22 protein-coding genes are annotated in these 24458 nt (G+C 73.8%); 11 read left to right on the top strand and 11 right to left on the bottom strand.

Translation table 11 applies throughout. The features are described from left to right. The first annotated feature begins 7 nt into the window (after positions 1-7). The 3 genes from AB0G50_RS26735 (at position 8) to AB0G50_RS26725 (ending at position 4450) form a co-directional block, all read left to right on the top strand. Positions 8-2503, top strand: coding sequence for a hypothetical protein (locus tag AB0G50_RS26735; protein WP_360113422.1), 2496 nt, complete (start codon positions 8-10; stop codon positions 2501-2503). Between the two features lie 299 nt (positions 2504-2802). Continuing rightward, complete coding sequence (locus AB0G50_RS26730) at positions 2803-3489, top strand: hypothetical protein (protein ID WP_360113420.1); 687 nt, start codon at positions 2803-2805, stop codon at positions 3487-3489. Further along, positions 3482-4450 (top strand): Crp/Fnr family transcriptional regulator, encoded by a 969-nt coding sequence (locus AB0G50_RS26725; RefSeq protein ID WP_360113418.1) that lies wholly within the window; start codon positions 3482-3484, stop codon positions 4448-4450. Before AB0G50_RS26730 ends, AB0G50_RS26725 begins: the two co-directional genes overlap by 8 nt. 36 nt (positions 4451-4486) lie before the next feature. Here the strand turns inward: AB0G50_RS26725 and AB0G50_RS26720 are convergent, their stop codons facing one another. Next, positions 4487-5962 (bottom strand): amino acid permease, encoded by a 1476-nt coding sequence (locus tag AB0G50_RS26720; protein ID WP_360113416.1) that lies wholly within the window; start codon positions 5960-5962, stop codon positions 4487-4489. A gap of 73 nt (positions 5963-6035) precedes the next feature. Between AB0G50_RS26720 and AB0G50_RS26715 the strand changes: the two genes are divergently transcribed. Continuing rightward, a complete protein-coding gene (locus tag AB0G50_RS26715; protein WP_360113414.1) occupies positions 6036-7328 on the top strand; it encodes a glutamate mutase L in 1293 nt (430 codons plus the stop codon). Here AB0G50_RS26715 and AB0G50_RS26710 read toward each other — a convergent pair. From AB0G50_RS26710 to AB0G50_RS26685, 6 genes are all read right to left on the bottom strand, one after another. Then, positions 7283-8206, bottom strand: coding sequence for a cation diffusion facilitator family transporter (locus tag AB0G50_RS26710; protein WP_360113412.1), 924 nt, complete (start codon positions 8204-8206; stop codon positions 7283-7285). The genes AB0G50_RS26715 and AB0G50_RS26710 overlap by 46 nt on opposite strands. Positions 8207-8293: 87 nt before the next feature. Then, the gene (manA, locus tag AB0G50_RS26705; RefSeq protein WP_360113410.1) at positions 8294-9508 is read right to left on the bottom strand and encodes a mannose-6-phosphate isomerase, class I; all 1215 of its coding nucleotides are present in this window, start codon (positions 9506-9508) and stop codon (positions 8294-8296) included. A gap of 20 nt (positions 9509-9528) precedes the next feature. After that, the gene (locus AB0G50_RS26700) at positions 9529-10605 is read right to left on the bottom strand and encodes an SIS domain-containing protein (RefSeq protein ID WP_360113408.1); all 1077 of its coding nucleotides are present in this window, start codon (positions 10603-10605) and stop codon (positions 9529-9531) included. Between the two features lie 4 nt (positions 10606-10609). Continuing rightward, positions 10610-10792 carry a Trm112 family protein gene (locus tag AB0G50_RS26695; protein WP_360113406.1) on the bottom strand — a complete coding sequence of 61 codons (183 nt, stop codon included), beginning with the start codon at positions 10790-10792 and terminating at the stop codon, positions 10610-10612. A 4-nt stretch (positions 10793-10796) separates the two neighbouring features. Continuing rightward, positions 10797-12149, bottom strand: coding sequence for a phosphomannomutase/phosphoglucomutase (locus AB0G50_RS26690; RefSeq protein ID WP_360113404.1), 1353 nt, complete (start codon positions 12147-12149; stop codon positions 10797-10799). Between the two features lie 80 nt (positions 12150-12229). Next, positions 12230-12589: a DUF3499 domain-containing protein gene (locus tag AB0G50_RS26685; RefSeq protein ID WP_360113402.1), complete on the bottom strand. Its 360-nt coding sequence runs from the start codon at positions 12587-12589 to the stop codon at positions 12230-12232. 146 nt (positions 12590-12735) lie between these two features. Here AB0G50_RS26685 and AB0G50_RS26680 point away from each other — a divergent pair, with 146 nt between their 5' ends. Next, complete coding sequence (locus AB0G50_RS26680) at positions 12736-13179, top strand: metallopeptidase family protein (RefSeq protein WP_360113450.1); 444 nt, start codon at positions 12736-12738, stop codon at positions 13177-13179. Between the two features lie 268 nt (positions 13180-13447). Here AB0G50_RS26680 and AB0G50_RS26675 read toward each other — a convergent pair whose 3' ends face one another. Both AB0G50_RS26675 and AB0G50_RS26670 read right to left on the bottom strand, forming a co-directional pair. Then, positions 13448-16726 (bottom strand): glycosyltransferase family 2 protein, encoded by a 3279-nt coding sequence (locus AB0G50_RS26675; protein ID WP_360113400.1) that lies wholly within the window; start codon positions 16724-16726, stop codon positions 13448-13450. A gap of 80 nt (positions 16727-16806) precedes the next feature. Then, the gene (locus tag AB0G50_RS26670) at positions 16807-17115 is read right to left on the bottom strand and encodes a WhiB family transcriptional regulator (protein WP_360113398.1); all 309 of its coding nucleotides are present in this window, start codon (positions 17113-17115) and stop codon (positions 16807-16809) included. Between the two features lie 259 nt (positions 17116-17374). On the opposite strand from AB0G50_RS26670, the gene AB0G50_RS26665 reads away from it, so the two are divergent. From AB0G50_RS26665 to AB0G50_RS26650, 4 genes are read left to right on the top strand one after another with little or no spacing between them, the layout of a single operon-like run. Then, positions 17375-18124 carry a site-2 protease family protein gene (locus AB0G50_RS26665; RefSeq protein ID WP_360113396.1) on the top strand — a complete coding sequence of 250 codons (750 nt, stop codon included), beginning with the start codon at positions 17375-17377 and terminating at the stop codon, positions 18122-18124. A gap of 24 nt (positions 18125-18148) precedes the next feature. After that, entirely contained in the window at positions 18149-19117 is a 969-nt protein-coding gene (gene cofD, locus AB0G50_RS26660; protein WP_360113394.1) for a 2-phospho-L-lactate transferase, read from the top strand. Then, complete coding sequence (locus AB0G50_RS26655) at positions 19110-20435, top strand: coenzyme F420-0:L-glutamate ligase (RefSeq protein ID WP_360113392.1); 1326 nt, start codon at positions 19110-19112, stop codon at positions 20433-20435. Before cofD ends, AB0G50_RS26655 begins: the two co-directional genes overlap by 8 nt. Further along, positions 20432-20965 carry an NUDIX hydrolase gene (locus AB0G50_RS26650; protein WP_360113390.1) on the top strand — a complete coding sequence of 178 codons (534 nt, stop codon included), beginning with the start codon at positions 20432-20434 and terminating at the stop codon, positions 20963-20965. Before AB0G50_RS26655 ends, AB0G50_RS26650 begins: the two co-directional genes overlap by 4 nt. Before the next feature lie 24 nt (positions 20966-20989). On the opposite strand, the gene AB0G50_RS26645 is transcribed toward AB0G50_RS26650, so the two are convergent. Beyond that, entirely contained in the window at positions 20990-21373 is a 384-nt protein-coding gene (locus tag AB0G50_RS26645) for a hypothetical protein (protein ID WP_360113448.1), read from the bottom strand. A gap of 159 nt (positions 21374-21532) precedes the next feature. On the opposite strand from AB0G50_RS26645, the gene AB0G50_RS26640 reads away from it, so the two are divergent. Then, a complete protein-coding gene (locus tag AB0G50_RS26640) occupies positions 21533-22609 on the top strand; it encodes an NDP-sugar synthase (protein WP_360113388.1) in 1077 nt (358 codons plus the stop codon). Next, positions 22602-23489 (top strand): DNA-3-methyladenine glycosylase 2 family protein, encoded by an 888-nt coding sequence (locus AB0G50_RS26635; protein WP_360113386.1) that lies wholly within the window; start codon positions 22602-22604, stop codon positions 23487-23489. Before AB0G50_RS26640 ends, AB0G50_RS26635 begins: the two co-directional genes overlap by 8 nt. A gap of 106 nt (positions 23490-23595) precedes the next feature. Here the strand turns inward: AB0G50_RS26635 and AB0G50_RS26630 are convergent, their stop codons facing one another. Further along, complete coding sequence (locus AB0G50_RS26630) at positions 23596-24453, bottom strand: glycosyltransferase family 2 protein (protein ID WP_360113384.1); 858 nt, start codon at positions 24451-24453, stop codon at positions 23596-23598. Between the last annotated feature and the right edge of the window lie 5 nt (positions 24454-24458).

Raw genomic sequence — 24458 nt, 5'->3', positions numbered from 1 at the left:
GGCTCCCGTGCTGATTCCCGGACCCGACACCCGGGTGGTGGAACTGCGAGTGCACGGCGTGCAGGGCACCACGCCGCAGTCGCTGGTCGACGCCGTCGCGGCGGTGGACGTGGCGGGCGACGGGTTGGGCCGCGTCGTGCGCCCTGCCGACCGGTTGCGCAGACCCGCGCCGGGACCGGTGCTGCACACCCCCGGCCGGCCGGTGTCGCGGGTGGTCGAGGGGTACGTCTGGGGCCGGATGACCTCGGGCGGCTGGGCCAAGGCGACGTGGGCGCTGCTGTTCCCGTTCTCGCTGGCGAACGTGGCGCACTGGATGCTGCCGCCGGTGCCGGTCGGGTCGACGGCGGCGCACCTGCTGGGGTTGGCGCTGCGCGGGCTGCTCCGGTTGGCGGCGCTGCTGCTGACCGTGCTGCTGATCGCGCAGCTGGCCGTGGTGAGCCTGGATCTCCTTGCGGCGCAATGCCTCGCGCCCGGCTCGACCTGCCTGTGGGGTCCGACCTGGCTCAGCGGCACGCCGTGGGTGCGCACGGCGGTCGGTCTGGCGCCGATCGCGTTGGCGGTGCTGGTGCTGCGCCAAGTGTCCAGTGTGGACTGGAGGATCGGGCGCGGGGTGCCGGCCGCCGCGCCGGGCTCGCCGTCCGGACTGCCCGGCGCGCACGTGGCCACCGACCCGGACACCCCGGCGCTGCGCACGCTGCACCTGGTGGCCGGGTTGGGCGCGGCGGTGGTGATCGCGCTCGGCGGACCGCTCGGCCCGTCGTCGGACGGCCTCGCGGCGCGGGTGTGCTGGGGCCTCGGCGTCGTGCTGGTGGCGTTGCCCGCGCTCGCGACCGCGGTGATCGACGACCCGACCGGCGGCGCGCCGCACCGGGGCGGCCGCTGGCTGCGCGCCGCGCTGGGCGTCCGGCCGCGCCGGGTGCTGAACGCGGTGGCGTGGCTGGTGTTCGGCGCCACCGGCGTGGTGCTGACCCGGTTGCCGGTCCGGTTGCCGGGCGCGGACCTCGCGGTGCAGGTGGTGGCGGGCTCCGTCGCGCTGGTGTGCGCGGCGATCGGGGTGCTGCTCGCGCCGGCCGCGCTGCTGGCCAGGCGGACGTGGTCCGGGCTGCCGCGCGACCTGCGGCCGTGGGCGGGCGGGTGGATGGCCGCGCCGGTGCTGGCGGTCGCGGCGCTGCTCGGCGGCGGGTTCGGCGCGGGGGTGGCGCTGGCGCTGCGCCGGGTGCTGGGCCACGGCGTGCTGCCGCGCGGGTACGACTACATCACCCTGCTGTGGGGCGTGGCGGGTGTGCTGGGACTGCTGGTGGCGACCGCGATGGTGGCCGCGACCGGCATGGTGCGGTGGAGTTCGCTGCGCCGGGACAAGGAGTGGGCGCGCGAGGCCGCGCTGCTGCACTCGGGTCGGGCCCGGGACCTGACCAAGGCCGCGCGGGCCTGGTGGTGGGCGCGCTGGGAGCAGCGGCACAGCCACCACGTGGTGATCGTGGGCGCGTTCGTGCTGGTGGGCGGCGCGGTGCCGGCAGCCTGGCTGCGGCTGCGCGGTGTCGACCTGTCCGGCTGGGTGCGCCCGTTCGCGACGGTGGGCGTGCTGGTGCTCGCGTTGCTGGCGCTGGCGTTGCTGCGCGCGGTGTGGCTCGCGGCCCGCCGGCCGGACGCCGCGCGGCAACTGGGGATCCTGGCCGACCTGGCCGCGTTCTGGCCGCGCGAGGCGCACCCGGTGGTGCCGCCGTGCTACGCGCTGAAGGTGGTGCCGGAACTGGTGAACCGGGTGCGCGAGCACCTCGCCGAGCCGGACACCAGGGTGGTGCTGGCCGGGCACAGCCAGGGCAGTCTGCTGGCGGCGGTGGCGGCGGCCCGGCTGCTGGAGGAACTGCCCGAGTCGCAGGCGGCCCGGCTGGGTCTGGTCACGGCGGGCTCGCAGTTGCAGTGGGCCTACCCGCGCGCGTTCCCGGCCGTGGTGCCGCACGCGTCGCTGGCCCGGTTGGCGGGCGGGTTGCACGGGCGGTGGCGCGCGCTGTGCCGGGGCACGGACCCGTTGGGCGGCGCGGTGACCACGTGGGACCGGCAGGTGTACGGCGGCATGCTGCTGGGCGTCGGCTTCCGGGCCGACGGCACCACCGGCGCGCTGCCGCCGGCGCAACGCGGTCCGACCGGCGCGCTGGTGCTGGGCGGCGACCACTGGCTGCCGGACCCGCAGCGCGGCCCGTTCACCGGGCGCCGCTGGTCGCCGGGCGTGAACGGGCACCGCGACTACACCTCCGACCCCGAGTGGGACCGCGCGGTCGCGATGGCCGCGGGCCTGCACGACCCCGGCGTCGTGCTGGTGCCGCCGGCCCGGGTGCCGGGCACCCTGATGCCACCGCTGCCCGCGTCCTCGGCCCGTCCGCGCACGGTGCCCAAGACCGCGCCGAACGCCGACGCGCCGCCCGCGCCGAGGTCCGGCGAACCGCCCGCCACCGAACCGACGCCCGAGCCCACCACCAACCCGGCGCGTCCCGAGCCGGGCTGAGGTCTCCCGGACCGACCCCGCCGGGTCCGCGACCGGAGCAGGCGGGTCCCGGTACCGGCGACACCCGGCACCTCCCGGGCGACCGGGTTTGGTCCGGCGGGGGCGCGTCGAGCAGGATCCGGGGTGGCGGGCAGCGGAACGGCGGTGGCTCGTGGTCGAGCGCGGCGCCTTACCGCCGCACGGTCGGAAACCTCCCCCGGAGCGGGGTGGGATTCGTCCGTCCGGACGCGTGCCGACCTCCGGCCGCCCGCACATACAACTTCATGTAACCGGTACGGCAGGTCCGTCGAGGAGTCGAGTTGGATGACACGGTAGGTCACCGCCAGGCGGACGCCGAGCTGCGCGACGCCCTGATCGCGGAAGACTGCGCCGGGCCCGTCTGGGACCGATTCAAGGACGCGCTCGCGGAGTACGGGTTCGCCCTGGTGATGGCCTGGCTCAAGTCCGAGGCCATCTTCGCGCTGTGCACCGAGAAGGGCTGCCCTCCCGGCGACCCGCCGCCGTACTGGGACCGGGACGACCTGGAGAGCCTCGCCGCGGACACGGTCGTCAAGGCGATGGAGGTGTTCCGGCGCAAGGCGCTGCTCGAGGGCGGCTGGGACCCGAGGGCGGGCGCGAGCCTGACCACGTACTTCGCCACCGGCTGCGTCTACGCGTTCCCGAACATCTACCGCAAGTGGCGCAAGGAGTTCCTGCACCGGCTCGACGCGGCGAACCGGTCCGCGCGCGCCGAGGTGCTCGCCGACCTGCCGTCCACCGCGCGCGACCCGGGCGACGTGGTCGTCACGCGCCTCCAGATCCGCAACGCCCTCGCGGGCATCGAGGACGAGCGCGCGGTGCTGGCGGTCCGGTTGCAGGGCGCGGGGTACACGGTCGGCGAGATCGCCGAGGCGCTCGGCACCAGCCACGGCGCGATCAAGGGCGCCCTGGAACGGCTGCGCCGCACGGTGAACAGGTCGACCGGGAACGGGACGGAAGATGTCTGACGAACTGGAAAGCCTCATCGGCCGGTCGTCGTTCGGCACGATCGACGCGAAGGACCTGCGCGCACGCACGCCCCGGGTGACCGCCGAGGTCATCGCGGCCCGGGTCAACCCGCCGATCCGGTCCCGCCAGGTCCGCGTGGTGTCGGACTGGGCGGTCGCCGCGCTGACCGAGGTGGCGCCGGTCACCGGGAGGATGGCCATGGCCGCCACGACGCCGCGCGGCGACCGGTACGGCCGGGTCGCCGACACCGTGCGCACGATCCACCTGCCCGGCCGGACGCACACGTCGGACTGGCCGGTGACGAGCCTGCTCGGCCGGCTGCGCGAGACGACCCGCCGCGAGCTGCTCAACATCGGCACGGTCGTGCGGTACGCCGCCGACCGCGAGGTGATAGAGCAGGACGCGAAGGACACCCACGCGCTGCTGCTGCTCGACGGCGTGGTGAAGGTGCAGACGATCGACGAGGCCGGCGACACGGCGCTGCTCGCGATCCGCTCGGCGGGCGACCTGGTCGGCGAAATGGCCGCCCTGGACCGGAAACCGCGCTCGGCGACCGTGGTGACCTGCGGCGAGGTGACCGCGAAGCTGATCAGCAGCACCGAGCTGATGAGCTTCCTCTACCGCCGCAACGACGTGTTCGTGGAGTTGATCACGCTCACCAACGACCGGCTGCGCTGGGCGAACCAGCGCCGGCGCGACCTGCTCTCGCACCCGGCGTCGCAGCGGGTGGCGCGGGTGCTGGCCGAGCTGGTCCGCATCTACGGCCGCGAGGAGGCCGTGGGCTGGACGCTGGGCATCCCGCTGACCAAGGTCGAGCTGGCGTCGATCGCGGGCATGAAGCCGCGCACCGCCGAGAAGGCGTTCTCCGACCTGCGCAAGGCCGGCGTGGTGGTCAGCCACCTGCGCCGGGACGTGCTGGTGCCGGACCTGGACGCGTTGCGCGCGTTCGCGGAGGCGTGAGGGGAGGCCCGGCCGCCGGGCCTCCCCCCGTCCGACCTACTCGTTCAACGCGGAGTGCCGCCTGCTGTAGCCGAAGTAGACGACCACGCCGACCGCCATCCACACCAGGAACCGCACCCAGGTCAGCGCGGTCAGGTTCAGCATCAGCCACAGGCACGCCAGGATCGCCAGGATCGGGATCAGCGGCACGAGCGGCACTCGGAACCCGCGCTCCAGGTCCGGCCGGGTCTTGCGCAGCACCAGCACGCCGGCCGAGACGAGCACGAACGCGAACAGCGTGCCGACGTTGACCATCTCCTCCAGCTTGCCCGCCGGGAAGAAACCGGCCGCGATCGCGACCAGCACGCCGATGCCGAGGGTGATCCGGTACGGCGTGCCCTTCCTGCCGGTGCGCGCGAGCTTGCGCGGCAGCAGGCCGTCGCGGGACATCGCGAACAGCACCCGGGACTGGCCGAGCATCAGCACCATCACCACCGTGGTCAACCCGGCGAGCGCGCCGAAGGAGATCACCGCGGCCGCCCAGTCCAGGCCGTTGTCGGCGAACGCGGTGGCGAGCGTGGCGCGGCTGCCGTCGGGCTGGGTCTTGAGCCGGTCGTAGGGCACCATGCCGGTGATCACCAGCGACACCGCGACGTACAGCACGGTCACGATCACCAGCGAGCCGAGGATGCCGCGCGGCACGGCCTTCTGCGGGTTCTTCGTCTCCTCCGCGGTGGTCGCGACGACGTCGAACCCGATGAACGCGAAGAACACCAGCGACGCCGCGGCGAGCAGCCCGAGCACGCCGTAGGTGCTCCCGGAGAACCCGGTGACCAGCGAGAACAACGACTGCTCCAGGCCGGTGCCGGTGCTGCCGCCGGTGTGCGCGGGCGGGATGTACGGGCTGTAGTTCTCCGCCTTGACGTACCCGATGCCGAGCACGATCACCAGCAGCACCACGGCGACCTTGACCGCCGTGATCACCGCGCTGACCCGGGAGGACAGCTTCGTGCCGACGACCAGCAGCACGGTCAGCCCGAACACCAGCAGCAGCGAGCCCCAGTCGAGGTCGACCGGACCCACCGCCACCGTGGTCTTCAACGGCAGTCCCAGCTGTTCCAGCACGTTCTGGAGGTACTGCGACCAGCCCTTGGCGACCGCGGCCGCGCCGACCGCGAACTCGAGGACCAGGTCCCAGCCGATGATCCACGCGGCGAACTCGCCGAACGTCGCGTAGGAGAACGTGTAGGCGCTGCCCGCCACCGGCACCGTCGAGGCGAACTCGGCGTAGCACAGCGCGGCCAGCGCGCAGGCGACGGCGGCCAGCACGAACGCCAGCGACACCGACGGTCCGGCGAGGTTGCCCGCCGTGCTCGCGGTGAGGGTGAAGATGCCCGCGCCGATCACCACCGCGACGCCGAACACGGTGAGGTCCCACGCGGTGAGGTCCTTGCGGAGCCTGGTGTCCGGCTCGTCGGTGTCCGCGATCGACCGCTCGACCGACTTCGTTCGCCACAGTCCGTTCCCCGGCACTGGAGTCCTCCTTGTTCGAGGTCTGCGGACTACCCACCCGGTCGGGGTGCTCAATCCCGGTAGTTTGCCCGTCATGACGGTGCTCTGCCTCGACGTGGGCTCGACGTGGACCAAGGGCGCGCTGGTGTCGGACGACGGCGCCCTGCTCGGCACCGCGCAGCACCCGACCACGCCGCCCGAGGTGCTGCACGGCGTCGACCACGTCGCGGCGGTGCTGGAGGCCGACGAGGTGCTGGTCTGCTCGTCGGCCGGCGGCGGGTTGCGGCTGGCCGTGGTGGGGCAGGAACGCCTGGTCAGCGCCGAGGCCGGGTACCGGGTGGCGCTGTCGGCGGGCGCGAAGGTGGTGCACGTGTCGGCCGGCCCGCTGGACGGCGCGGGTGTCCGCGCCTTGCGCGCCGCGAGGCCGGACCTGGTGCTGCTGGTCGGCGGCACGGACGGCGGCGACCGGTCGGTGCTGCTGCACAACGCGGCGAAGGTGGCCCGGGTGGCTTGCCCGATCGTGCTGGCGGGCAACGCCGAGGCCAGGGCGGAGGCGCTCGGACTACTGGCCGGGCGCACCGTCGTGGCGACCGCCAACGTGCTGCCGGACGTGGGCGAACTCGCGCCGGCGCCGGCCCGCGCGGCGATCCGGGAGGTGTTCCTCGACCACGTGATCGGCGGCAAGGGCCTCTCGCGCGGCCCCCGGTTCCGCCGCCTGGTGCGCGCCGTGACGCCGGACGCGGTGCTGCGCGGGGTGTCCCGGCTGGCGGCGCGGGACCGGGAGGGCGCGGTGCTGGTGGTCGACGTGGGCGGCGCGACCACCGACGTCTACTCGGCCGTGTCGACCGCCGACGAGGTCGAGCGGACCGTGGCGCTGCCCGCCGACCGCCGCACCGTCGAGGGCGACCTCGGCCTGCGCTGGTCCGCGCCGGGCGTGGTGGCCGAGGCGCTGACCGAGAAGCTGATCGACAAGGCGGAGGCCGCGACCCTCGGCGAGCACGCGCGGGCCTTCGCCGCGGACGTGACGCTGCTGCCGGACGACCCCTCGGTCGACCTGCGGCTGGCCACGCTCGCCGCGATCCTGGCCGCCCGCCGGCACCTGCGCCTGGTCGACGGCCGGCTGGGCCCGAAGGGCGCGGGTCTGCTGGTGCTCTCCGGCGGCGTGTTCCGCCACGCGCCCACCACCGCGGCGGCCGAGGAGGCGCTGCGCGCCGACCCCGTGCTGCGGCCGGTGCTCAGGTCCGCCGACCTGCGCGTCGACCGGGACTACGTGCTCGCGCCGGCCGGTCTCCTCGCGGACACCGGCCGGCCGGAGGCGGCGGACCGCCTGCTCCGGGACTTCTACGACTTCTTCGCGAGCGACCGGTCGAGGTCGGGCTCGAGGTAGATCAACCGGGCCGCCGGCACCTTGTTCCGGACGCGCTGCTCGGCGTCGTCGATGGCCTGCGCCACCTCGGAGGCGGGCAGACCGGGGTTCATCGCGATCTTGGCCGCCACCAGCAGCTCATCCGGCCCGATGTACTGGGTGCGGATGTGGATCACCCGCTGCACCTTGCCCGCGGCCAGCTCGTCCACGATCACGTCCAGCTCCTCGGGCGACGCGCCCTCGCCGATCAGCAGCGACTTCATCTCCACGATGAGGATCACCGCGATCACGCCCAGCAGCACGCCGATGCAGATCGTGCCGATCGCGTCGTACACCGGGTCGCCGGTGATCGTCGCCAGCCCCACGCCGAACAGCGCCAGCACCAGGCCGACGAGCGCGCCCGCGTCCTCCAGCAGCACCACCGGCAGCTCGGGCACCTTGGACTGGCGGATGAACTGCCACCACGTCGCGTCGCCCTTGATCTCGCGCGACTCGGCGATGGCGGTCTTGAAGCTGTAGGACTCCAGGCCCACCGCGATCACCAGGATGATCACCGCGACGATCGGCGACGACAACGCCTCGTGCGACTCCAGCTTGTGGATGCCCTCGTACAGGGCGAACACCGAGCCGAGGCTGAACAGCAGCAGCGCCACCACGAACGAGTAGAAGTACCGGTCCCGACCGAACCCGAACGGGTGGTTGAAGGTCGCCTTGCGCCGGGACGTCTTCTGCCCCAGCAGCAGCAGGCCCTGGTTGGACGTGTCCGCCACCGAGTGCACCGCCTCGGCGAGCATCGACGACGACCCGGTGACCAGGAAGCCGACGAACTTCGCCAGGGCGATGCCCGCGTTGGCCAACAGCGCGGCGATGATCGCCTTGGTTCCGCCCCCTGCTGACACGGTAGCTCCCTCACGCCCAAGTCCGATTTGCCTGAGTTGTCGCGGCACACCCTAACCAACCGACCGGGTGCCCCGAACGCGCCGACCCTAGTCGGTGCCCGCCGTGGCCCGGAAAAGCCGGGTCTCGACGTCGGCGTGCACCAGCACAGCAGGCTCGCTCGCGGACAGCCACACGGACTGCCCGCGAGCGACCACCAGCCGGTCGCCGCGCGTGGTCGACAGCACCGCCCGTCCGTCGGTGCACAGCAGGATCTGCGGCCCGGAGTGGTCGAGCACGGCCTCGCCGCCGGCCGCCAGCTCGACCCGGGACAGCTCGAACTCGGCGCTCGGCGTGCGGTAGGTCCACAGCCCGGGCGCGGTGTTCTCGCCGGTCAGCACGGGCATGTCGGCGCAGTGGAAGTCCAGCACCCGCATCAGCTCGGGCACGTCGACGTGCTTGGGCGTGAGACCGCAGCGCAGCACGTTGTCCGAGTTCGCCAGGATCTCCACGCCGGTGCCGCGCAGGTAGGCGTGCAGGTTGCCGGCGGGCAGGTAGACCGCCTCGCCGGGCCGCAGCACGAGCCGGTTGAGCAGCAGCGCGGCCAGCACGCCCGCGTCACCGGGGTAGTCCTCGCCCAGCTCGAGCACCGTGCGGCACTCCAGGTCGAACTCGCCGTGCTCCTTGACGTGCAGCACGCACGCGTCGAGCACCTGCGGCAGCAGCACGTCCAGCGCCGTCTGCGGCAGCGTGATCAACGTGGTGAACAGCGCGCGCAGACCGCTCGCGTCCGGCTGGCCCGCCAGCAGCTCGGCGTACGGCGCGAAGTCCGGCGCCTCCAGCGAGCGCAGCAGGGTGACCGTGCGGTGCGGGTCGCGGAACCCGGCCAGCGCGTGGAACTCGGTCAGCGCGCAGATCAGCTCGGGCTTGGCCGACGGGTCCTTGTAGTTGCGCACCGGCGAGTCGATGGGCACGCCCGCCGCCTCCTCGGCCGCGAACCCGGCGGCCGCCTGCTCCGGCGACGGGTGCGCCTGGAGGCTCAGCGGCTCGTCGGCGGCGAGGAACTTGAGCAGGAACGGCAGCCGGCCGCCCCACTGCTCCGCGCACACCTCGCCGAGCTGCCCGCGCGGGTCGTCGGCCAGCAGCGTCAGCAGCGAGCGGCGCGCGCCGTCCGGCCCGACGACGTGCGACGGGTCGCCGGGGTGCGCGCCCAACCACAGCTCGGCCTCGGGGTGCGGCGTGGGCACCTCCCGACCGAGCAGTTCCGCGATGGCGGTGCGCGACCCCCACGCGTACGGTCGGACCGCGTTGTCCAGCAACTCCACTGTGACGTCCCACTCCCTAGCTAGACGGCCGGCGCGTACAGGCCCGGCCCGCCCAGCGTTCCCGCGGCGAGGCCCAGGTACAGCGCGGCGAGCTCGAACCTCAGGGCGAGCAGTGCGCTGCACACGACGTCGCCGCCGCCCACTTCCTCCGCCGGTTCGAGCACGTCGGCTCCCGGCAAGGATTCCACGGCCGACCGGCGGGTGAACTCCGCCTGCCCTCCCTGGCGCACGGCCAGCAGGAAAACCCGGACCAGACCGCCCTGCTCGTCCTCCGGGTCGGCGAAGATGTCCGCGCCCGACGTCGACTGCACGGCCCGCCGGTGCAGCACCGACCGCGTCTGCGCCTGCGGGTACCCGGCCACGTCGGCCACCACGCCCGAGTAGCGGGCCAGCGACGCGGCGCCGTGCGCGGCCACCGCGGTGGCGACGTCGTCCAGGCCCCACAGCAGCGGGGTCCGGTCGGCGACCCGCAGCGCGAGCGACTTCGCCGGGTTGACGAACGACTCGTGCGCCGGGTGCGCCCGCTCGGCCTCGCGGTCCAACTCGTCCGCGACCCGCCCGATGTCGGCCTCCAGCAGGCCGAGCGCGTTGAGCGCCACGACCCACGCGGCGAACGCGCGGACGAAGCCGAAGCCCTGGGGCACCGGCACCCGCGGCGGCACCAGGAGCGCGTGCCGCGCGGCCGAGGCGGCCACCGGACCGTCCGGCTCGGCGGTGAGCAGCACCCGCGCGCCCCGCCGGGCCGCCCGGTCGACGGCCTCGGCCAACAGGATGTCGCCGGGGTCCTCGGTGTGCGCGAGCACCACGTCCAGCGCGCCCACCCACCCCGGCACGTCGTCCACCACGACCACCGGCACCGGGCAGCGCGGCCCGAGCAGCGCGGTCACCAACCCCGCCACCGCGGGCGCGACGCCCGGTCTGGTGAGCAGCACGAGCGCGCGCGGCCGGTCCCGGAACACGCGGTCGACCCCGAGTTCCGCCGCTGCCTCGGCGGTGGCCCTGACCTGGGCGCCCGCCCGCGCGGCGGCCCGGAGCAGGCCGCCGGCGTCGGCGTCGGTCAGGCGCGACTGGTCGTCGAGCAGGCTGTCGTCCAGCACGAGGTCACACGGCCTCGTCGAGCAGCAGCACCGGGATCCCGTCCTTCACCGGGAACGACCGGCCGCACGACGTGCAGGTGAGGAAGTCGGCCTGCGGGTCGTCGGGCCTGCCGACGACCAGCGGTGCGTGCTCGGGGCACGGGCAGGCCAGGACCTCCAGCAGACGGGCATCGAGTCGGACGACCACGGCGCTACCCCCTCACGATCGCCAGGACCTCGTCGCGGAGTTCCGCGACGGAGGCCGCGTCGGCGGCTTCGACGTTCAGCCGCAGCAGCGGCTCGGTGTTGGACGCGCGCAGGTTGAACCACGAGCCGTCCGGCAGGGCGACCGTGAGCCCGTCCAGCTCGTCCAGCTCGACGCCCTCGCGCCCGCCGAACTCGGCCTTGATCGCGGCCAGCCGACCGGCCTGGTCGGCCACCGTCGAGTTGACCTCGCCGGACGCGGCGTACCGGGCGTAGTCGCTGGTCAGGGCGCTGAGCGGGCCGTCCTGACCCCCGAGCGCGGCCAGCACGTGCAGTGCGGCCAGCATGCCCGTGTCGGCGCGCCAGAAGTCCCGGAAGTAGTAGTGCGCGGAGTGCTCGCCGCCGAAGATGGCGCCGGTGCGGGCCATCTCCTCCTTGATGAACGAGTGGCCGACGCGGGTGCGCACCGGCACGCCGCCGTGCTCGCGGACGATCTCCGGCACGGCGTGCGAGGTGATCAGGTTGTGGATGATCGTGCTGCCCGGGTCCTTGGCCAGCTCGCGCACCGCAACCAGGGCCGTGATGGCGCTCGGCGACACCGGCTCACCGCGCTCGTCCACCACGAAGCAGCGGTCGGCGTCGCCGTCGAACGCGACACCGGCGTCCACGCCCTCGGCGCGCACCCGCTCCTGGAGGTCCACGATGTTCTTCGGGTCGAGCGGGTTGGCCTCGTGGTTGGGGAAGCTGCCGTCCAGCTCGAAGTACATCGGGATCACCTCGATGGGCAACCCGTCGAACACGCTGGGCACCGTGTGACCGCCCATGCCGTTGCCCGCGTCGACCACGATCCGCAGCGGCCGGATGTTCTTGAGGTCGACCAGTTCCCGCAGGTAGGCGGCGTAGTCGACGAGCAGGTCCCGCTCGGTGACGGTGCCCTTCGCCACACCCTCGGCGTCCGGCACGCCCTGCTCGACGTCGGCGCGGATCTGCCCGAGACCGGTGTCCTGCCCGACCGGCGCGGCGCCCGCGCGGCACAGCTTGATGCCGTTGTACTTCGCCGGGTTGTGGCTGGCGGTGAACATCGCGCCGGGCAGGTCGAGCTTGCCGGACGCGAAGTAGAGCATGTCGGTGCTGGCCAGGCCGATGTTGATCACGTCGACGCCCTGCGCCGTGACGCCGGCGGCGAACGCGGCGGCCAGGCCGGGTGACGAATCGCGCATGTCGTGCCCGATGACGACGGCCTCACCGCCCACCAGCCGCGCGAAGGCGGCGCCGAACTCGCGGACCACCTCGGCGTCGAGCTGTTCCCCGACGACACCGCGGATGTCGTAAGCCTTGACGATGCCGGACAGATCGCGCACGGCCACACTCCCGAGATTTCGGCTCTTGACACTGCGTTCAGAAGCCTACCGGCGCGGGTGTCGGCGTCGTGTTCGGTCGTTCAGTCTTCGTGCGGATCGGGCAGAACGCGCAGGTGGCCACGCCTGATGGTGCCGGCGGGCATCTCGGGCGGCTCGACGGGCCGGTCCGCGCGCCCGGCCTCCCGGACCGCCTCGGCCAGCGCCGTGAGGTCGTCGACGGTGGGTTCGGGCGCCAGGAACTCCCCCTGGTGCCGGACGACCTCCCAGCCGCGCGGCGCCGTGAGCCGCAACGCGTGCTCCTCGCACAGGTCGTAGCTGTGCGGTTCGGAGTACGTGGCGAGCGGCCCGACGACCGCCGTGGAGTCCGCATAGGCGTACGTGAGCGTGGCGACTGCCGGGTTAGCGCACCCGGATCGCGAGCACCGTCTCACGCTCCGCACGGCGGGGACGATATCGCGTCGCGCGGTACCTGTGTTGGATTACCTCCGGCGCGGCGTCCGCGAACGTCATCACCGCAGGTCGAAGCGCCCGGATGGAGCACTCCCACAACCACCGCCCACCCTCCGACTAGGCTTGCCCCGTGGTGATGGCCAGGGGTTCGCGACGACAGGGCGCGCCAGGACGACGCAGCCGCGACCGACACGGCCGAGGCCTGCGGGGTCCCCTGTACCCGGCCTCCCTCCCCGCGGCCCGCTCGAGGGCGGAACGCTTCGACGCCTTGGTCCTGGAAGCCCTGGAGCCCATAGAGGCCCGCTGGCGCACCGAACTGACCCAACTGGACGTGGCGGTGGACGACGTCCCCGACGTCCAGTCGACGGACGACGGCGACGTGGTGGAAGACGGAAACGTCCCCCTGGCCCGCCTACTCCCCGCAGGCGAAGACCGCAGGGCAAGAATCGTCCTGTACCGCCGCCCCCTGGAAGCCAGGGCAAAAGACGGCGCAGACCTGGCCGACCTGGTACACGACGTCCTGGTAGAGCAGGTGGCGAACTACCTGGGCCTCGACCCGGACGTAGTAGACGGCGACTAGCCCCACACCCAAGCGCCACGGTCGCGCCGACCAAGCCAGGGGCTGCGTGTTCTCCCCGTATGGCCTGGGCGCAGCCCAACCGCATGTGTCAAGGGGGCTCTTACACGCACGACCGTCAGCCAAAGACGCGACTGCCCCCTTGACGCATGTGGTTGCCTCCGGCAGGCCATACGGGGAGAACACGACGCCCTACCTCCCCGGAGGCGCTGCCCGTCCGGCGAGGACGCCCTAAACGCAGGCCAACACCCGAACAGACGCACCCACACGCTCACCGACGCCAAGTGGGAACCGCAGTCAACCCGGTGAACAGCGCCGCAGCCGCCTGCACCAGCAACAACAACTCCCGAACCCCACCCCCTGGCTGCACCCGAACCTCAGAAGCCCCCACCGGCAACGCAACCCCCACCAGGTGCCCCCAAGCCCGAACCACAGCCACCGCCCGCCCATCGACAGTGGCCTCCCACCCGGGCTCCTCCTCCGCCCCCACCACCAACAACCGCCCCTCAGGCCCCTCCGAAACCCGAACAGCCACCGCCCCCACCCCAGCCTCCACGGGAGCAATCCCCGGCGTCCCCAACACAGCCGGCGGCTCCCCACCGGTCCGAGCCTGCCGAGCCAACTCGGGCGACAACAACACCGCGTTCCCCCCGGCCAACTGCACCCGCAACACCGGCCGCCCATCGGACGTCGAAGGCGCCTCCCCCACCAACCCACCCACCAACCCGCGCAACCGCAGCCCGTCCTCCCGAGTGGGCAACACCACAAACCCCACCCCGGCCGCCGCCGCAGAAGCCAACGCCCCAGAAGCAGCCGAAGCCGACGAGGAGGTCAAATCCCGCCCCCACCTCTCCAACCGGGCATTGGACGTCAACGTGGGAACAAGATCGTCATCCCCGAACCCGGGCAACCGCCCCCCGACCTGCCGAGTGGGAGCCCCGACAACCAGCACCCCCCGCCCGGTCCGAGCCACCTCCTCAGCCACCGTAGAAGGCAACCGCCCCCCGGAAACCCCCACCACCCCGGCCTTCAACCCCACGAACGCGTACCCCGCCAACCCCAACACCCCGACGACCCCGGCCACGGCCACCCCACGCCGCCACGGCACGGGAGGCACCCCCACCTCCCGCCGCCACGCCACCAACACCACCCACAACAGCCCCCACCCGGCCACCACCAGCGGAGCACCGACAAACCCGGTGAACGCCACCCCACCGGTCAACGGCGTAGCCGGCACCGTCCGCAACACGATCACCGCGAGCCCGGCCACCACCACCAGCACGAACCCGGGCAACATCCCCCGGGAGGGCCGCACCACGGCCGCCCCGGCGGCGAACACCACGACCAGAACCCCCACCCACCCGGGCCCGAGGCCGACCAACTCCCCCCACCCGAACGCGGGCGAGGCGACAGCGGCCCCGACCCCGTGCAGCACCACGGAGGGATGCTGGAGCACCACGGCGGGCCAGGGCAGCAACAACGCCAACGGCAGCAGCACGACCATGAACAACCCGGCCCCACGCCGCCGCCCGTCCCCGCCCCTCCCGGGCACCACGACGAACCCGACCAACGCACCCAGCACCACCAGCACGTGCGTCAACGGCGAGAACGCCCCGACCGCCGCCACCGCGAGCGCGGTACCCGACGCCACCGGCAACCAGGCCGGCCCGGCCCCGCCGCGCAACACCGCCGCCACCCCGGCGAACACCAGCGGCGCGAGCAGGTGCACCACCACGACGTCCAGCCGCCCGTCGCCCACCGAGAACGACGCCACCGGCAACAGCGCGTACGCCGCCGCCACGACCGCCCGCACCGGCCGCCGCACGGGCAACGACCGCGAGCCCAGGTACGCCGCCAACCCGGCCAACGGCAACTCGCACAACAACAACAGCGCCACCACGACCTGCGGCCCGCCGACGAGCACGCCCAGCGTCCCCAGCACCGCCAACGCGGCCGGCGCAGGCGAGGTCGTCCCACCCGCCACCGGCTGCCACGCCGACAGGTACGCACCCCACGTCGACGCCAGGTCCCCGACGGGCAACAACCGCCCACCGCTCAACCCGAGCCCGATCCGCCCGGAGTTGGCCAGGATCCCGAACACCGCCAACCCGAGCACCAGCACCAGCGGCGGGCCCAACACCAACGACCGCAACACCCGGGCCCGATCGACCTCCACGAACACGGCACCCGCCGACGCGCCCGACGCTCCCGGCACAGCCGCCCCACGCCGAACCGGCGAGGGCCGAGGCCGGGGCGAGGGCCGCAACGTCCCCGGCAGCACCGCCTCCACCCGCACCACCCGGGAGGGCCGCCGCAACCCCCCGGTGGCCCGCACCGGCCGCCGCCGCGTGAGCACCCCGGCCGGCAGCGCCGCCGGCCCGACCGGTCGCGGACCGTCCTCTTCGGACGGAAGCGACCACACCCCGCGCCCGTCCTCCGGCAACCGCCCCAACACGGCGTCCGCCTCGACCCGTCGCCGCACGAGGTACCCCACGACGCCGTGCACCCCGTTGCGCAACCGGGTGATCCGCGAGGTGAACAACCCGCGCACCACCCCGCGCCGCGGCCGGGCCCGCCGGGCCGCGAGCAACCCGCCGCGCCCGCCGACCAGGTACCGCGCCGCCCCGATCTCGGCGTGCGCGTCCGCGAACCGCCGCCCGACCAGGAATCCCGACGCCCGCAGCAGGCACAGCGCCACCACCCGGGGCACCCCGAGCACGAACGACACCGTGCCGCAGTTGACCAGGAAGGTCCGCAACCCGTGCGCCCGGTCGACACCGCGCAACGAGGGACCGGGCCGCGCCGCCACCGCGTCGAGCCGGCGCGCACCCCGCGACACCGCGCACGCGTGCCGGATCCGCGCCACCGGCACGCACAGCACCAGGTGCCCGGCGTTGTTCACCCGCCAGCCGAAGTCCACGTCCTCGCGCAGCAGCGGCAGCCGCCGGTCGTACCCGCCGACCTCGTCCCACACCGCGCGCCGCACCAGCGACCCGGCCGAGGACACGGCCAGCGCCTCGGTGCTCTGCTCGAACCCGCCGACGGTCTCCGCGTCACCGATGCCGGTCTGCCGGTGCCCGGACGCGTCGGTCGACACCCCGGCCTCGACCACCCGGCGCGGGTCGACCCAGTCGACCGACAGCGGACCCAGCACCGCCGCCGACGGCGACACCTCGGCCGCGGTCACCAACGAGAACAGGCAGTCGGGTTCGGGCGCGCAGTCGTCGTGCAGCAGCCACAACCACGATCCGGGGTCGCCCCAGCGCGCCACCGCGTGCTCGACGGCGGCGTGCACGGCCTCCGCGAAGCCGGTGCCGCGGCCGAGGGTGACGATTCCGTCGATCACCCGATCGGTACCTTCGGCGGCCTGCGCCAGGATCTTCGCGGTGCGGTCGACCGACCCCGTGTCGACCGCCACCACGTGCCGCGGCCGGGTGCGCTGACGGCGCAGCGCCGACAGCGCGGTGCCCAGCCACTGCTCGCCGTCGTGGCACACCAGGATCGCGAGCACGGGCGCGGTGCGCAGCCGTGGAGTGGCGCCGCTCGTCAAGTGCCGCTCCTCGTTGGTCCGACTGCACCGCGGGCACCCCACGGTAAGCCAGGCCGATCACGGTGACGTGACCACCGCGATCACACCGCGCGCTTTTTGAGCTTCCTCCGCTCCCGTTCGGACAAACCGCCCCAGATGCCGAAGCGCTCGTCGTGCTGCAACGCGTACTCCAGGCACTCGGAGCGCACCTCGCAACCCAGACAGATCCGCTTGGCCTCCCTGGTGGAACCGCCCTTCTCGGGGAAGAACGCCTCCGGGTCGGTCTGCGCGCACAGGGCGCGCTCCTGCCAGTCCTGCTCGTCGGTCGCGTCGAACAGGTCGGCGAACCCGACCGGCTCCCGTGCCGGGACGTCCCCGTCCACGCTGCGACCCCCGTCGATTTCCTGCATACCGTCCGCCTCCTCGCCTTCCGCTCTCCCCGGTTGGCGGACACCACGCGCCGTCCCCACAACGACGAATGACACCGATGTGATTACACCTGTGTCACAACACCCGGTCAAGCGGAGTCCACAGGACGGGGGATATTCGCGCGGATGGGCGCAAAACCCTTGACTGGCTGCACTGACGGTGATTGCCGGAACGCGCGGTGCGATAACGCCTGCGCGAACGGCCTATGAGCCACCGCCGACGTCAGGCCACACTGGAAGGGTGAAGAGATCAGCGGTGCGACCGAGTCCACTGTTCCTGGGTCTGCTGGCCGCCACCGTCGTGGGCGCCGTGCTGACGCTGTTCGAGCCCGACGCCGCGCGGACCGGCGGCACCGTGCTGTTCGTCCTGGGCGGGTGGGCGGTTTCGCTGTGCCTGCACGAATTCGGTCACGCGATCGTGGCCTACCGCGGCGGCGACTACGCGGTGAAGTCCAAGGGCTACCTGACGCTGGACATCCGCCGCTACACCGACCCGGTGCTCAGCGTCGTGCTGCCGCTGGTGCTGCTGGTGTTCGGCGGAATCCCGCTGCCCGGCGGCGCGGTGTGGATCAACCACCACGCGTTGCGGGACAAGCGGGTGGAATCGCTCGTGTCGCTGGCCGGACCGGTGAGCAACCTGGTGGTCGGCGCGCTGCTGAGCCTGGCCGTGGTGCTGTTCTCGCCGCCGGTCGGGCTCGCCGCCGCCCTGTCCTACCTGGCGTTGTTGCAGATCCTGGCGTTCGTGCTGAACATCCTGCCGATCCCCGGGCTGGACGGCTGGGGTGTGATCGAGCCCTACATGTCGTACTCGGCACAGCAGTTCGGCGCGAAGGCCCGGCAGTGGGCGCCGTTCGTGCTCTTCGCGGTGCTGATCGGCTTCCCGACCGTGGCCCGGTTGTTCTTCGACCTGGCCGACGCGGTGTTCGGACTGGTCGGGGGCGAGCCGCTGTTCGCCGGCATCGGACAACGCACCTTCATGTTCTGGCGCTGAGGCGCGGTGGGAGACTCGGACACCGTGAAGGTCGTCGTACTGGTTGGCGGGGTCGGCGGGGCGCGGTTCCTGGTGGGGTTGAAGGCCCTCCTGGGAGGACGTCCCGAACACGTGATCACGGCCGTGGTGAACACGGGTGACGACGTGTGGATGCACGGGTTGCGGATCACCCCGGACCTGGACACCTGCATGTACACCCTGGGTGGCGGCATCGACGGCGAGCGCGGCTGGGGCCGGGCGGACGAGTCGTGGACCGTCAAGGAGGAGTTGGCCGCCTACGGCGCGGAGCCGACGTGGTTCGGGCTCGGCGACCGGGACATCGCCACGCACCTCGTGCGGACCCGGATGCTGCGCGCGGGCTACCCGCTGTCGGCGGTCGTGGAGGCGCTGTGCGACCGGTGGCAGCCGGGCGTGCGGCTGCTGCCCATGTCCGACGACCGGGTGGAGACCCACGTGGTCGTGGAGGAGGACGGCGAGTCGCGGGCGATCCACTTCCAGGAGTGGTGGGTCAAGCACCGGGCCGGGCTGCCCGCGAGTTCGTTCGCCTCGGTGGGCGCGGACACCGCGAAGGCCGCGCCCGGCGTGGAGGACGCGCTGCTCGAGGCCGACGCGGTGCTGATCGCGCCGTCGAACCCGGTGGTGAGCGTCGGCCCGATCCTGGCCGTGCCGGGCGTCCGCGAGGCGCTGCGCAAGACCGAGGCGGGCGTGGTGGGGTTGTCCCCGATCGTGGGCGGCAAGCCGCTGCGCGGCATGGCGGACGCGTGCCTGACCGCGATCGGCGTGGAGACCTCCGCCGAGGCGGTCGGCCGGTACCACGGGTCGCGGCGCACCTCCGAGAAGGGGATCCTCGACGGGTGGCTGGTGCACACCGGCGACCGGTGCGACGTGCCCGGTGTCGCGGTGCGCGCGGTGCCGCTGCTGATGTCCGATGTGGACGCGACGGCCGCCATGGCGCGCGCCGCGCTCGAACTCGCGGGAGTCGACGTTGGCTGACCACGCCGCGCCGTCGTTCACGGTGCTGGCCGTTCCGGGGTTGCCGGAGTTCCGGCCCGGCGACGACCTGGCGGGCGCGATCGCGTCCGCCGCGCCCTGGTTGCGCGACGGCGACGTCGTCGTGGTGACCAGCAAGGTGATGTCCAAAGTGGAGGGACGGCTGGTGTCCGTGCCCGCCGACCCCGAGCAGCGCGACACGGTGCGCCGGCAGTGGGTCGAGGCGGAGGCGGTCAAGGTGATCGCCCGGCGCGGCCGGACGTTGATCACCGCGAACAAGCTGGGCGTCGTGCAGGCCGCGTCGGGCATCGACGCGTCCAACGTCAACGGCGACGAGATCGCGCTGCTGCCGGTGGACCCGGACGGGTCGGCCTCGGCGCTGCGGTCGGCGCTGGCCGGGCTGCTGGGCGTGGACGTGGCGGTCGTGGTGACCGACACGATGGGCCGGGCCTGGCGCGTCGGCCAGATCGACGCGGCGATCGGGGCGGCCGGGTTGACCGTGCTGCACCGGTACGCGGGCACGGTCGACGGGCAGGGCAACGAGCTGGTCGTCACCGAGGTCGCGGTGGCCGACGAGATCGCGGCCGCGGCGGACCTGGTGAAGGGCAAGCTCGGCGCGGTGCCGGTCGCGGTGGTGCGCGGGCTGACCGTGGTGGACGACGGCTCGTCGGCGCGCGACCTGGTCCGGCCGGTCGAGGACGACCTGTTCCGGCTCGGCGTCGAGGAGGCGCTGGCGCAAGGCCGGTCCGAGGCGGTGCTGCGGCGGCGGTCGGTGCGGGCGTTCACCGCGGACCCCGTCGACCCGGCCGCGCTGCGCCGGGCGGCGGGCGAGGCGCTGACCGCGCCGGCGCCGCACCACACCCGGCCGGTCCGGTTCGTGCACGTCCGCCAGGCCCGCGAGGCGCTGGTGACGGCGATGCGCGAGCGCTGGGAGGCCGACCTGGCCGCGGACGGGTTCTCCGCCGAGGCGATCGCGCGCCGGGTGGCGCGGGGCGACTTCCTGCGGGACGCGCCGGAGATCGTGGTGCCGTTCCTGGTGCGCGACGGCGCGCACGGCTACCCGGACGAACGCCGGTCGCGGGCCGAGCGGACGATGTTCACCATCGCGGGCGGCGCGGCGGTGCAGGGGTTCCTGGTGTCGCTCGCGGCCGTCGGGCTGGGGTCGTGCTGGGTGTCCTCGACGCTGTTCTGCGCGGACGTGGTGCGGTCGGCGCTGGCGCTGCCCTCGGCGTGGGAGCCGCTCGGCGCGATCGCCGTCGGCCACCCGGTCGAGCCGCTGGAGGTCCGCCCGCCGGTCGGAGAAGGGTTCCTGGAGCTGTGAGCCTGTACGCGGACGCCGTGTCCACGCTGACCTCGGCGTCGTTCGAGGACCCGGGCCAGGAGGCGTTGCAGCAGGCGTTCCTGGCCTTCCTGGCCGCCCGGGAGGACGCCTGCCTGCGCGCCTGCGTGCCGGGCCACCTGACCGCGTCGGCGCTGGTGCTGGACGCCGAGGGCAGCCACGTGCTGCTGACGCTGCACCCGCGCGTCGGCCGGTGGCTGCAACTGGGCGGGCACTGCGAGCCGACCGACGAGACGCTCTCGGGGGCGGCGCTGCGCGAGGCCGCGGAGGAGTCGGGCATCCGGGGGCTGCGCCTGGACCCCGTGCCGATCCACCTGGACGTGCACCCGATCACGTGCTCGCTCGGCGTGCCGACCCGGCACTTCGACGTGCGGTTCCTGGTCCGCGCGCCGGCGGGCGCGGCGCCGGTGCGCAGCTCGGAGTCGCTGGACCTCCAGTGGTGGCCGCTGGACGCGCTGCCGTCCAACGTCGACGACCTGCACCCCCTGCTGACCGCCGCGCACCTGCGCTGAGCGGGTTCCGGTCGCCGGGCGGGTTCAGTCGCCGTTGAGGCGGCCGGACAGGCCCGGCGGCCGGTGCGGGTCCTGGTTGCCGGACAGGCGCTGGGTGAGCGACGGGCGGCCGTTGGCCACCTGCTGCACGGTCGGCACCGGACCCGGGCCGACCCGGAGTTCGGGTTCGGGCAACGGCGGCGGCTGGTGGTGCGCGGGCGGGCGACCGGCGGCCAGCGGTCCCGAGAGGATCATGGTCGACTCCGGGTCCAGCTGGTTGCGCTGGTCCATCGCGTTGACCACGGTGCGCGGGATCTGCTGGGTCGCCGAGGCGTCCATCGGCGAGGTCATGTTGTCCGGCGTCACGACGTGCGCGCCGCGGGCTCGGGCGCGGGCCAGTGCTGCGTCGGCCCTGGCGCGGGGGTCCATCCGGATCGTCTCCCTGCGTTGCGCGGGCCGGCCTGGGACGCCGGCGGTGCCGATGGTGTGGCGCTCGCCGACAACGGGACCACCGCCCATGTCGCCGGAGTGCTTCTGCCAGAGTATTCGCATCCACGGGATGACGTAAGCGGAGGAGGAAAATACGGTATGTCGGAGCTGCAAGGCGCCGAGGCCGTGGTTCTGGTCGGGGGCAAGGGAACCCGGCTGCGACCACTGACCCTGTCCGCCCCCAAGCCCATGCTGCCGACAGCCGGGGTGCCGTTCCTCACCCACCTGCTGTCCCGGATCCGCGAGGTGGGCATCACCCACGTGGTCCTCGGCACCTCCTACAAGGCCGAGGTGTTCCAGGAGCACTTCGGCGACGGCGCCGACCTGGGCCTCGACCTGGAGTACGTGGTCGAGGAGGTGCCGCTGGACACCGCGGGCGCGATCCGCAACGTCGCCCACAAGCTGCGCGAGCCCGACGTGATGGTGTTCAACGGCGACATCCTGTCCGGTGTGGACCTGCGCGGCGTGTTGACCACCCACCGGGAATCGCGCGCCGACGTGACGCTGCACCTGGTCAAGGTGGACGACCCGCGTCGCTTCGGGTGCGTGCCGACCGACGCCGAGGGCCGCGTCACGGCGTTCCTGGAGAAGACCGAGAACCCGCCGACCGACCAGATCAACGCCGGCTGCTACGTGTTCCGGCGCGAGGTGATCGAGGCGATCCCGGCGGGCCGGCCGGTGTCGGTGGAGCGCGAGACGTTCCCGGGTCTGCTGGAATCCGGCGCCCGGCTCCAGGGTCACGTCGACACGTCGTACTGGCTCGACCTGGGCACGCCCGCCGCGTTCGTGCAGGGCTCGGCGGACCTGGTGCGCGGTGTCGCGCCGTCGGCGGCCGTGCCGACGCCCGGCGACGCGATCGTGCTGCCGGGCGCGACGGTGGACGCCTCGGCGGTGCTCACCGGTGGCACGACGGTCGGCGCGGGCGCCACGGTGGCCGCCGGCGCGCGGCTGGACGGCGCGGTGCTGTTCGACGGCGCGGTCGTCGGCGAGGGCGCGGTGATCGAGCGCAGCGTGCTGGGCGCGGGGTCGCTGGTGCAGGCGGGCGCGGTGATCCGGGACTCGGTGATCGGCGACTCGGCGGTCGTGGGCGCGCGGTGCGAGCTGATCGGCGGCGCCCGGGTGTGGCCCGGAGTGGTGCTGCCCGAGGCCGGGGTGCGATTCTCGGCGGATGCCTAGCAGGACCTGGCGGCCGACGTCCGCCCTGGACGTCGGCGCCGTGCTCGGCCCCCTCCGCCGGGGGCCGGGCGACCCGACCTTCACCGCGGCCGACGGGGTGTGGCTCACCGCCCGCACCCCGTCCGGTCCGGGCACCCTGCACGTGCGACGTGCGGACGAGGTCCTCGCGGAGGCCTGGGGCCCGGGCGCGGAGTGGCTGCTCGACGGGCTGCCCGCGCTGCTGGGCGCGGACGACGACGATTCGGCGTTCGTGGCGCACCACCCGTTGATCGAGCGGACCCGCCGGGCCAGGCCCGGGCTCCGGCTGGGCGCGACCGGTCGGGTGTGGGACGTGCTGCTGCCGGCCGTGCTGGAGCAGAAGGTCACCTCCACCGAGGCGCACCGCTCGTGGGCGCAGCTGTGCCACCGGTTCGGCGCGACGGCGCCCGGCAACGACCGGATGCGCGTGCCGCCGACGCCGGAGGCGGTGCTGTCGATCACCGACTGGGAGTGGCACCGGGCGGGGGTGGACGGCGCGCGGCGGCGCACGCTGATCGCCGCGGCGCGGGTCGCGCACCGGCTGGAGGCGGCGGTCGGGTTGAAGGGCGAGGCCGGCCGGGCGCTGCTGCGCAAGGTGCCGGGCATCGGCGTGTGGACCGCGGCCGAGGTCGCGCAACGGGCGTGGGCGGACCCGGACGCGGTCAGCTTCGGCGACTTCCACCTGGCGGCGCTGGTCGGGTTCGCGTTGCTGGGCAAGCGGATCGACGACGCGGGGATGGCCGAGGAACTGGCCGTCTACGCGCCGCAACGGCACCGCGCGGTCCGCTACGTCGAGGCGAGCGGCTTCCGCAAACCCCGCTTCGCGCCGCGCTTCTCGCCGCGCGACTACCGCGCGATGTGACCGGACCGGCCCGGCGAGGACCGACGCGGCCGGCCGGGCGATCACCTCGCCTAGGCCGCAGTCCCGGCGGGCGATCACCCGGTCCAGGCGCACGCCCTCCGGGCGGTCAGCCCCGGCGGGTCAGCAGGCGCAGCCGCAACCCCAGGCCCAGCCGCACGGCCAGCAGCACGGGCGCCCACTGCGGCCCGCGGTGCCGGTCGGCGAGGTAGCGGTAGGCGCTGCTGTGGTGCGCGGCGAGCATGCGGTTCGACGCCTTGGCCGTGGACACGCCGCCGATGTGCACCACCTCGGCCTCGGGCACGTACACGTTCAGCCAGCCGGCGCGGGCCAGCCGGTCGCCGAGGTCGACGTCCTCGAAGTACATGAAGTACCGGGGGTCGAACCCGTCCACCGAGTCGAACGCCTCGCGGCGCAGCAGCAGGCACGAGCCGGAGAGCCAGCCGGCGGTGCGCTCGGCGACCGACGTCTTCTCCTGCCGGTACTCGCGGGTCCACGGGTTGCCCGGCCACACCTTGGCGAACACCGCGTGCCCGAGGCCGCGACCGAGCGAGGGCAGCAGCCGGGCCGACGGGTAGACCTCGCCGGAGGGCTCGCGGATCAGCGGGCCGAACGCGCCGCCGCGCGGGTGCCGCTTCGCCGCCTCCAGCAACGCATCCAGGCTGCCGGGCGCCCATTCCAGGTCCGGGTTCGCGACCACGACCCAGCCGACCGACCCGGGCAGCGCGGCGACACCGCGGTTGGCGCCGCCGCCGTAGCCCAGGTTGCCGCCGGTGTCGAGGAACGTCACGTGCTCGTGGGTCCGCGCGGCGGCCTCGGGCACGCCGTCGGTCGAGCCGTTGTCGGCCAGCACGACCTCGACGGGTCGGGTGGTGGCCTCGGCCAGGGTCGCCAGGAAGCGGTCGAGGGTGTCACCGGGCGAGTAGGTGACGGTCACGACCGCCAGGTCGTCTCCGTAGCGCGTCACGCGCG

It is taken from the genome of Actinosynnema sp. NPDC020468 (assembly GCF_040642015.1).
Taxonomy (GTDB): Bacteria; Actinomycetota; Actinomycetes; order Mycobacteriales; family Pseudonocardiaceae; genus Actinosynnema.
The sequence above is the reverse complement of the archived record's forward strand: the minus strand, read 5'-3'. Positions and strand labels throughout refer to the sequence as shown.

What these genes read in the sequence shown, in the direction of transcription:
- AB0G50_RS26715 (WP_360113414.1), top strand. Translation starts at nt 6,036, where the DNA reads ATGACGGTGCTCTGCCTCGACGTGGGCTCGACGTGGACCAAGGGCGCG.
- AB0G50_RS26645 (WP_360113448.1), bottom strand. Translation starts at nt 21,373, where the DNA reads ATGGACCCCCGCGCCAGGGCCGACGCAGCACTGGCCCGCGCCCGAGCC.
- AB0G50_RS26680 (WP_360113450.1), top strand. Translation starts at nt 12,736, where the DNA reads ATGGCCAGGGGTTCGCGACGACAGGGCGCGCCAGGACGACGCAGCCGC.
- AB0G50_RS26640 (WP_360113388.1), top strand. Translation starts at nt 21,533, where the DNA reads ATGTCGGAGCTGCAAGGCGCCGAGGCCGTGGTTCTGGTCGGGGGCAAG.
- AB0G50_RS26725 (WP_360113418.1), top strand. Translation starts at nt 3,482, where the DNA reads ATGTCTGACGAACTGGAAAGCCTCATCGGCCGGTCGTCGTTCGGCACG.
- AB0G50_RS26670 (WP_360113398.1), bottom strand. Translation starts at nt 17,115, where the DNA reads ATGCAGGAAATCGACGGGGGTCGCAGCGTGGACGGGGACGTCCCGGCA.
- AB0G50_RS26635 (WP_360113386.1), top strand. Translation starts at nt 22,602, where the DNA reads ATGCCTAGCAGGACCTGGCGGCCGACGTCCGCCCTGGACGTCGGCGCC.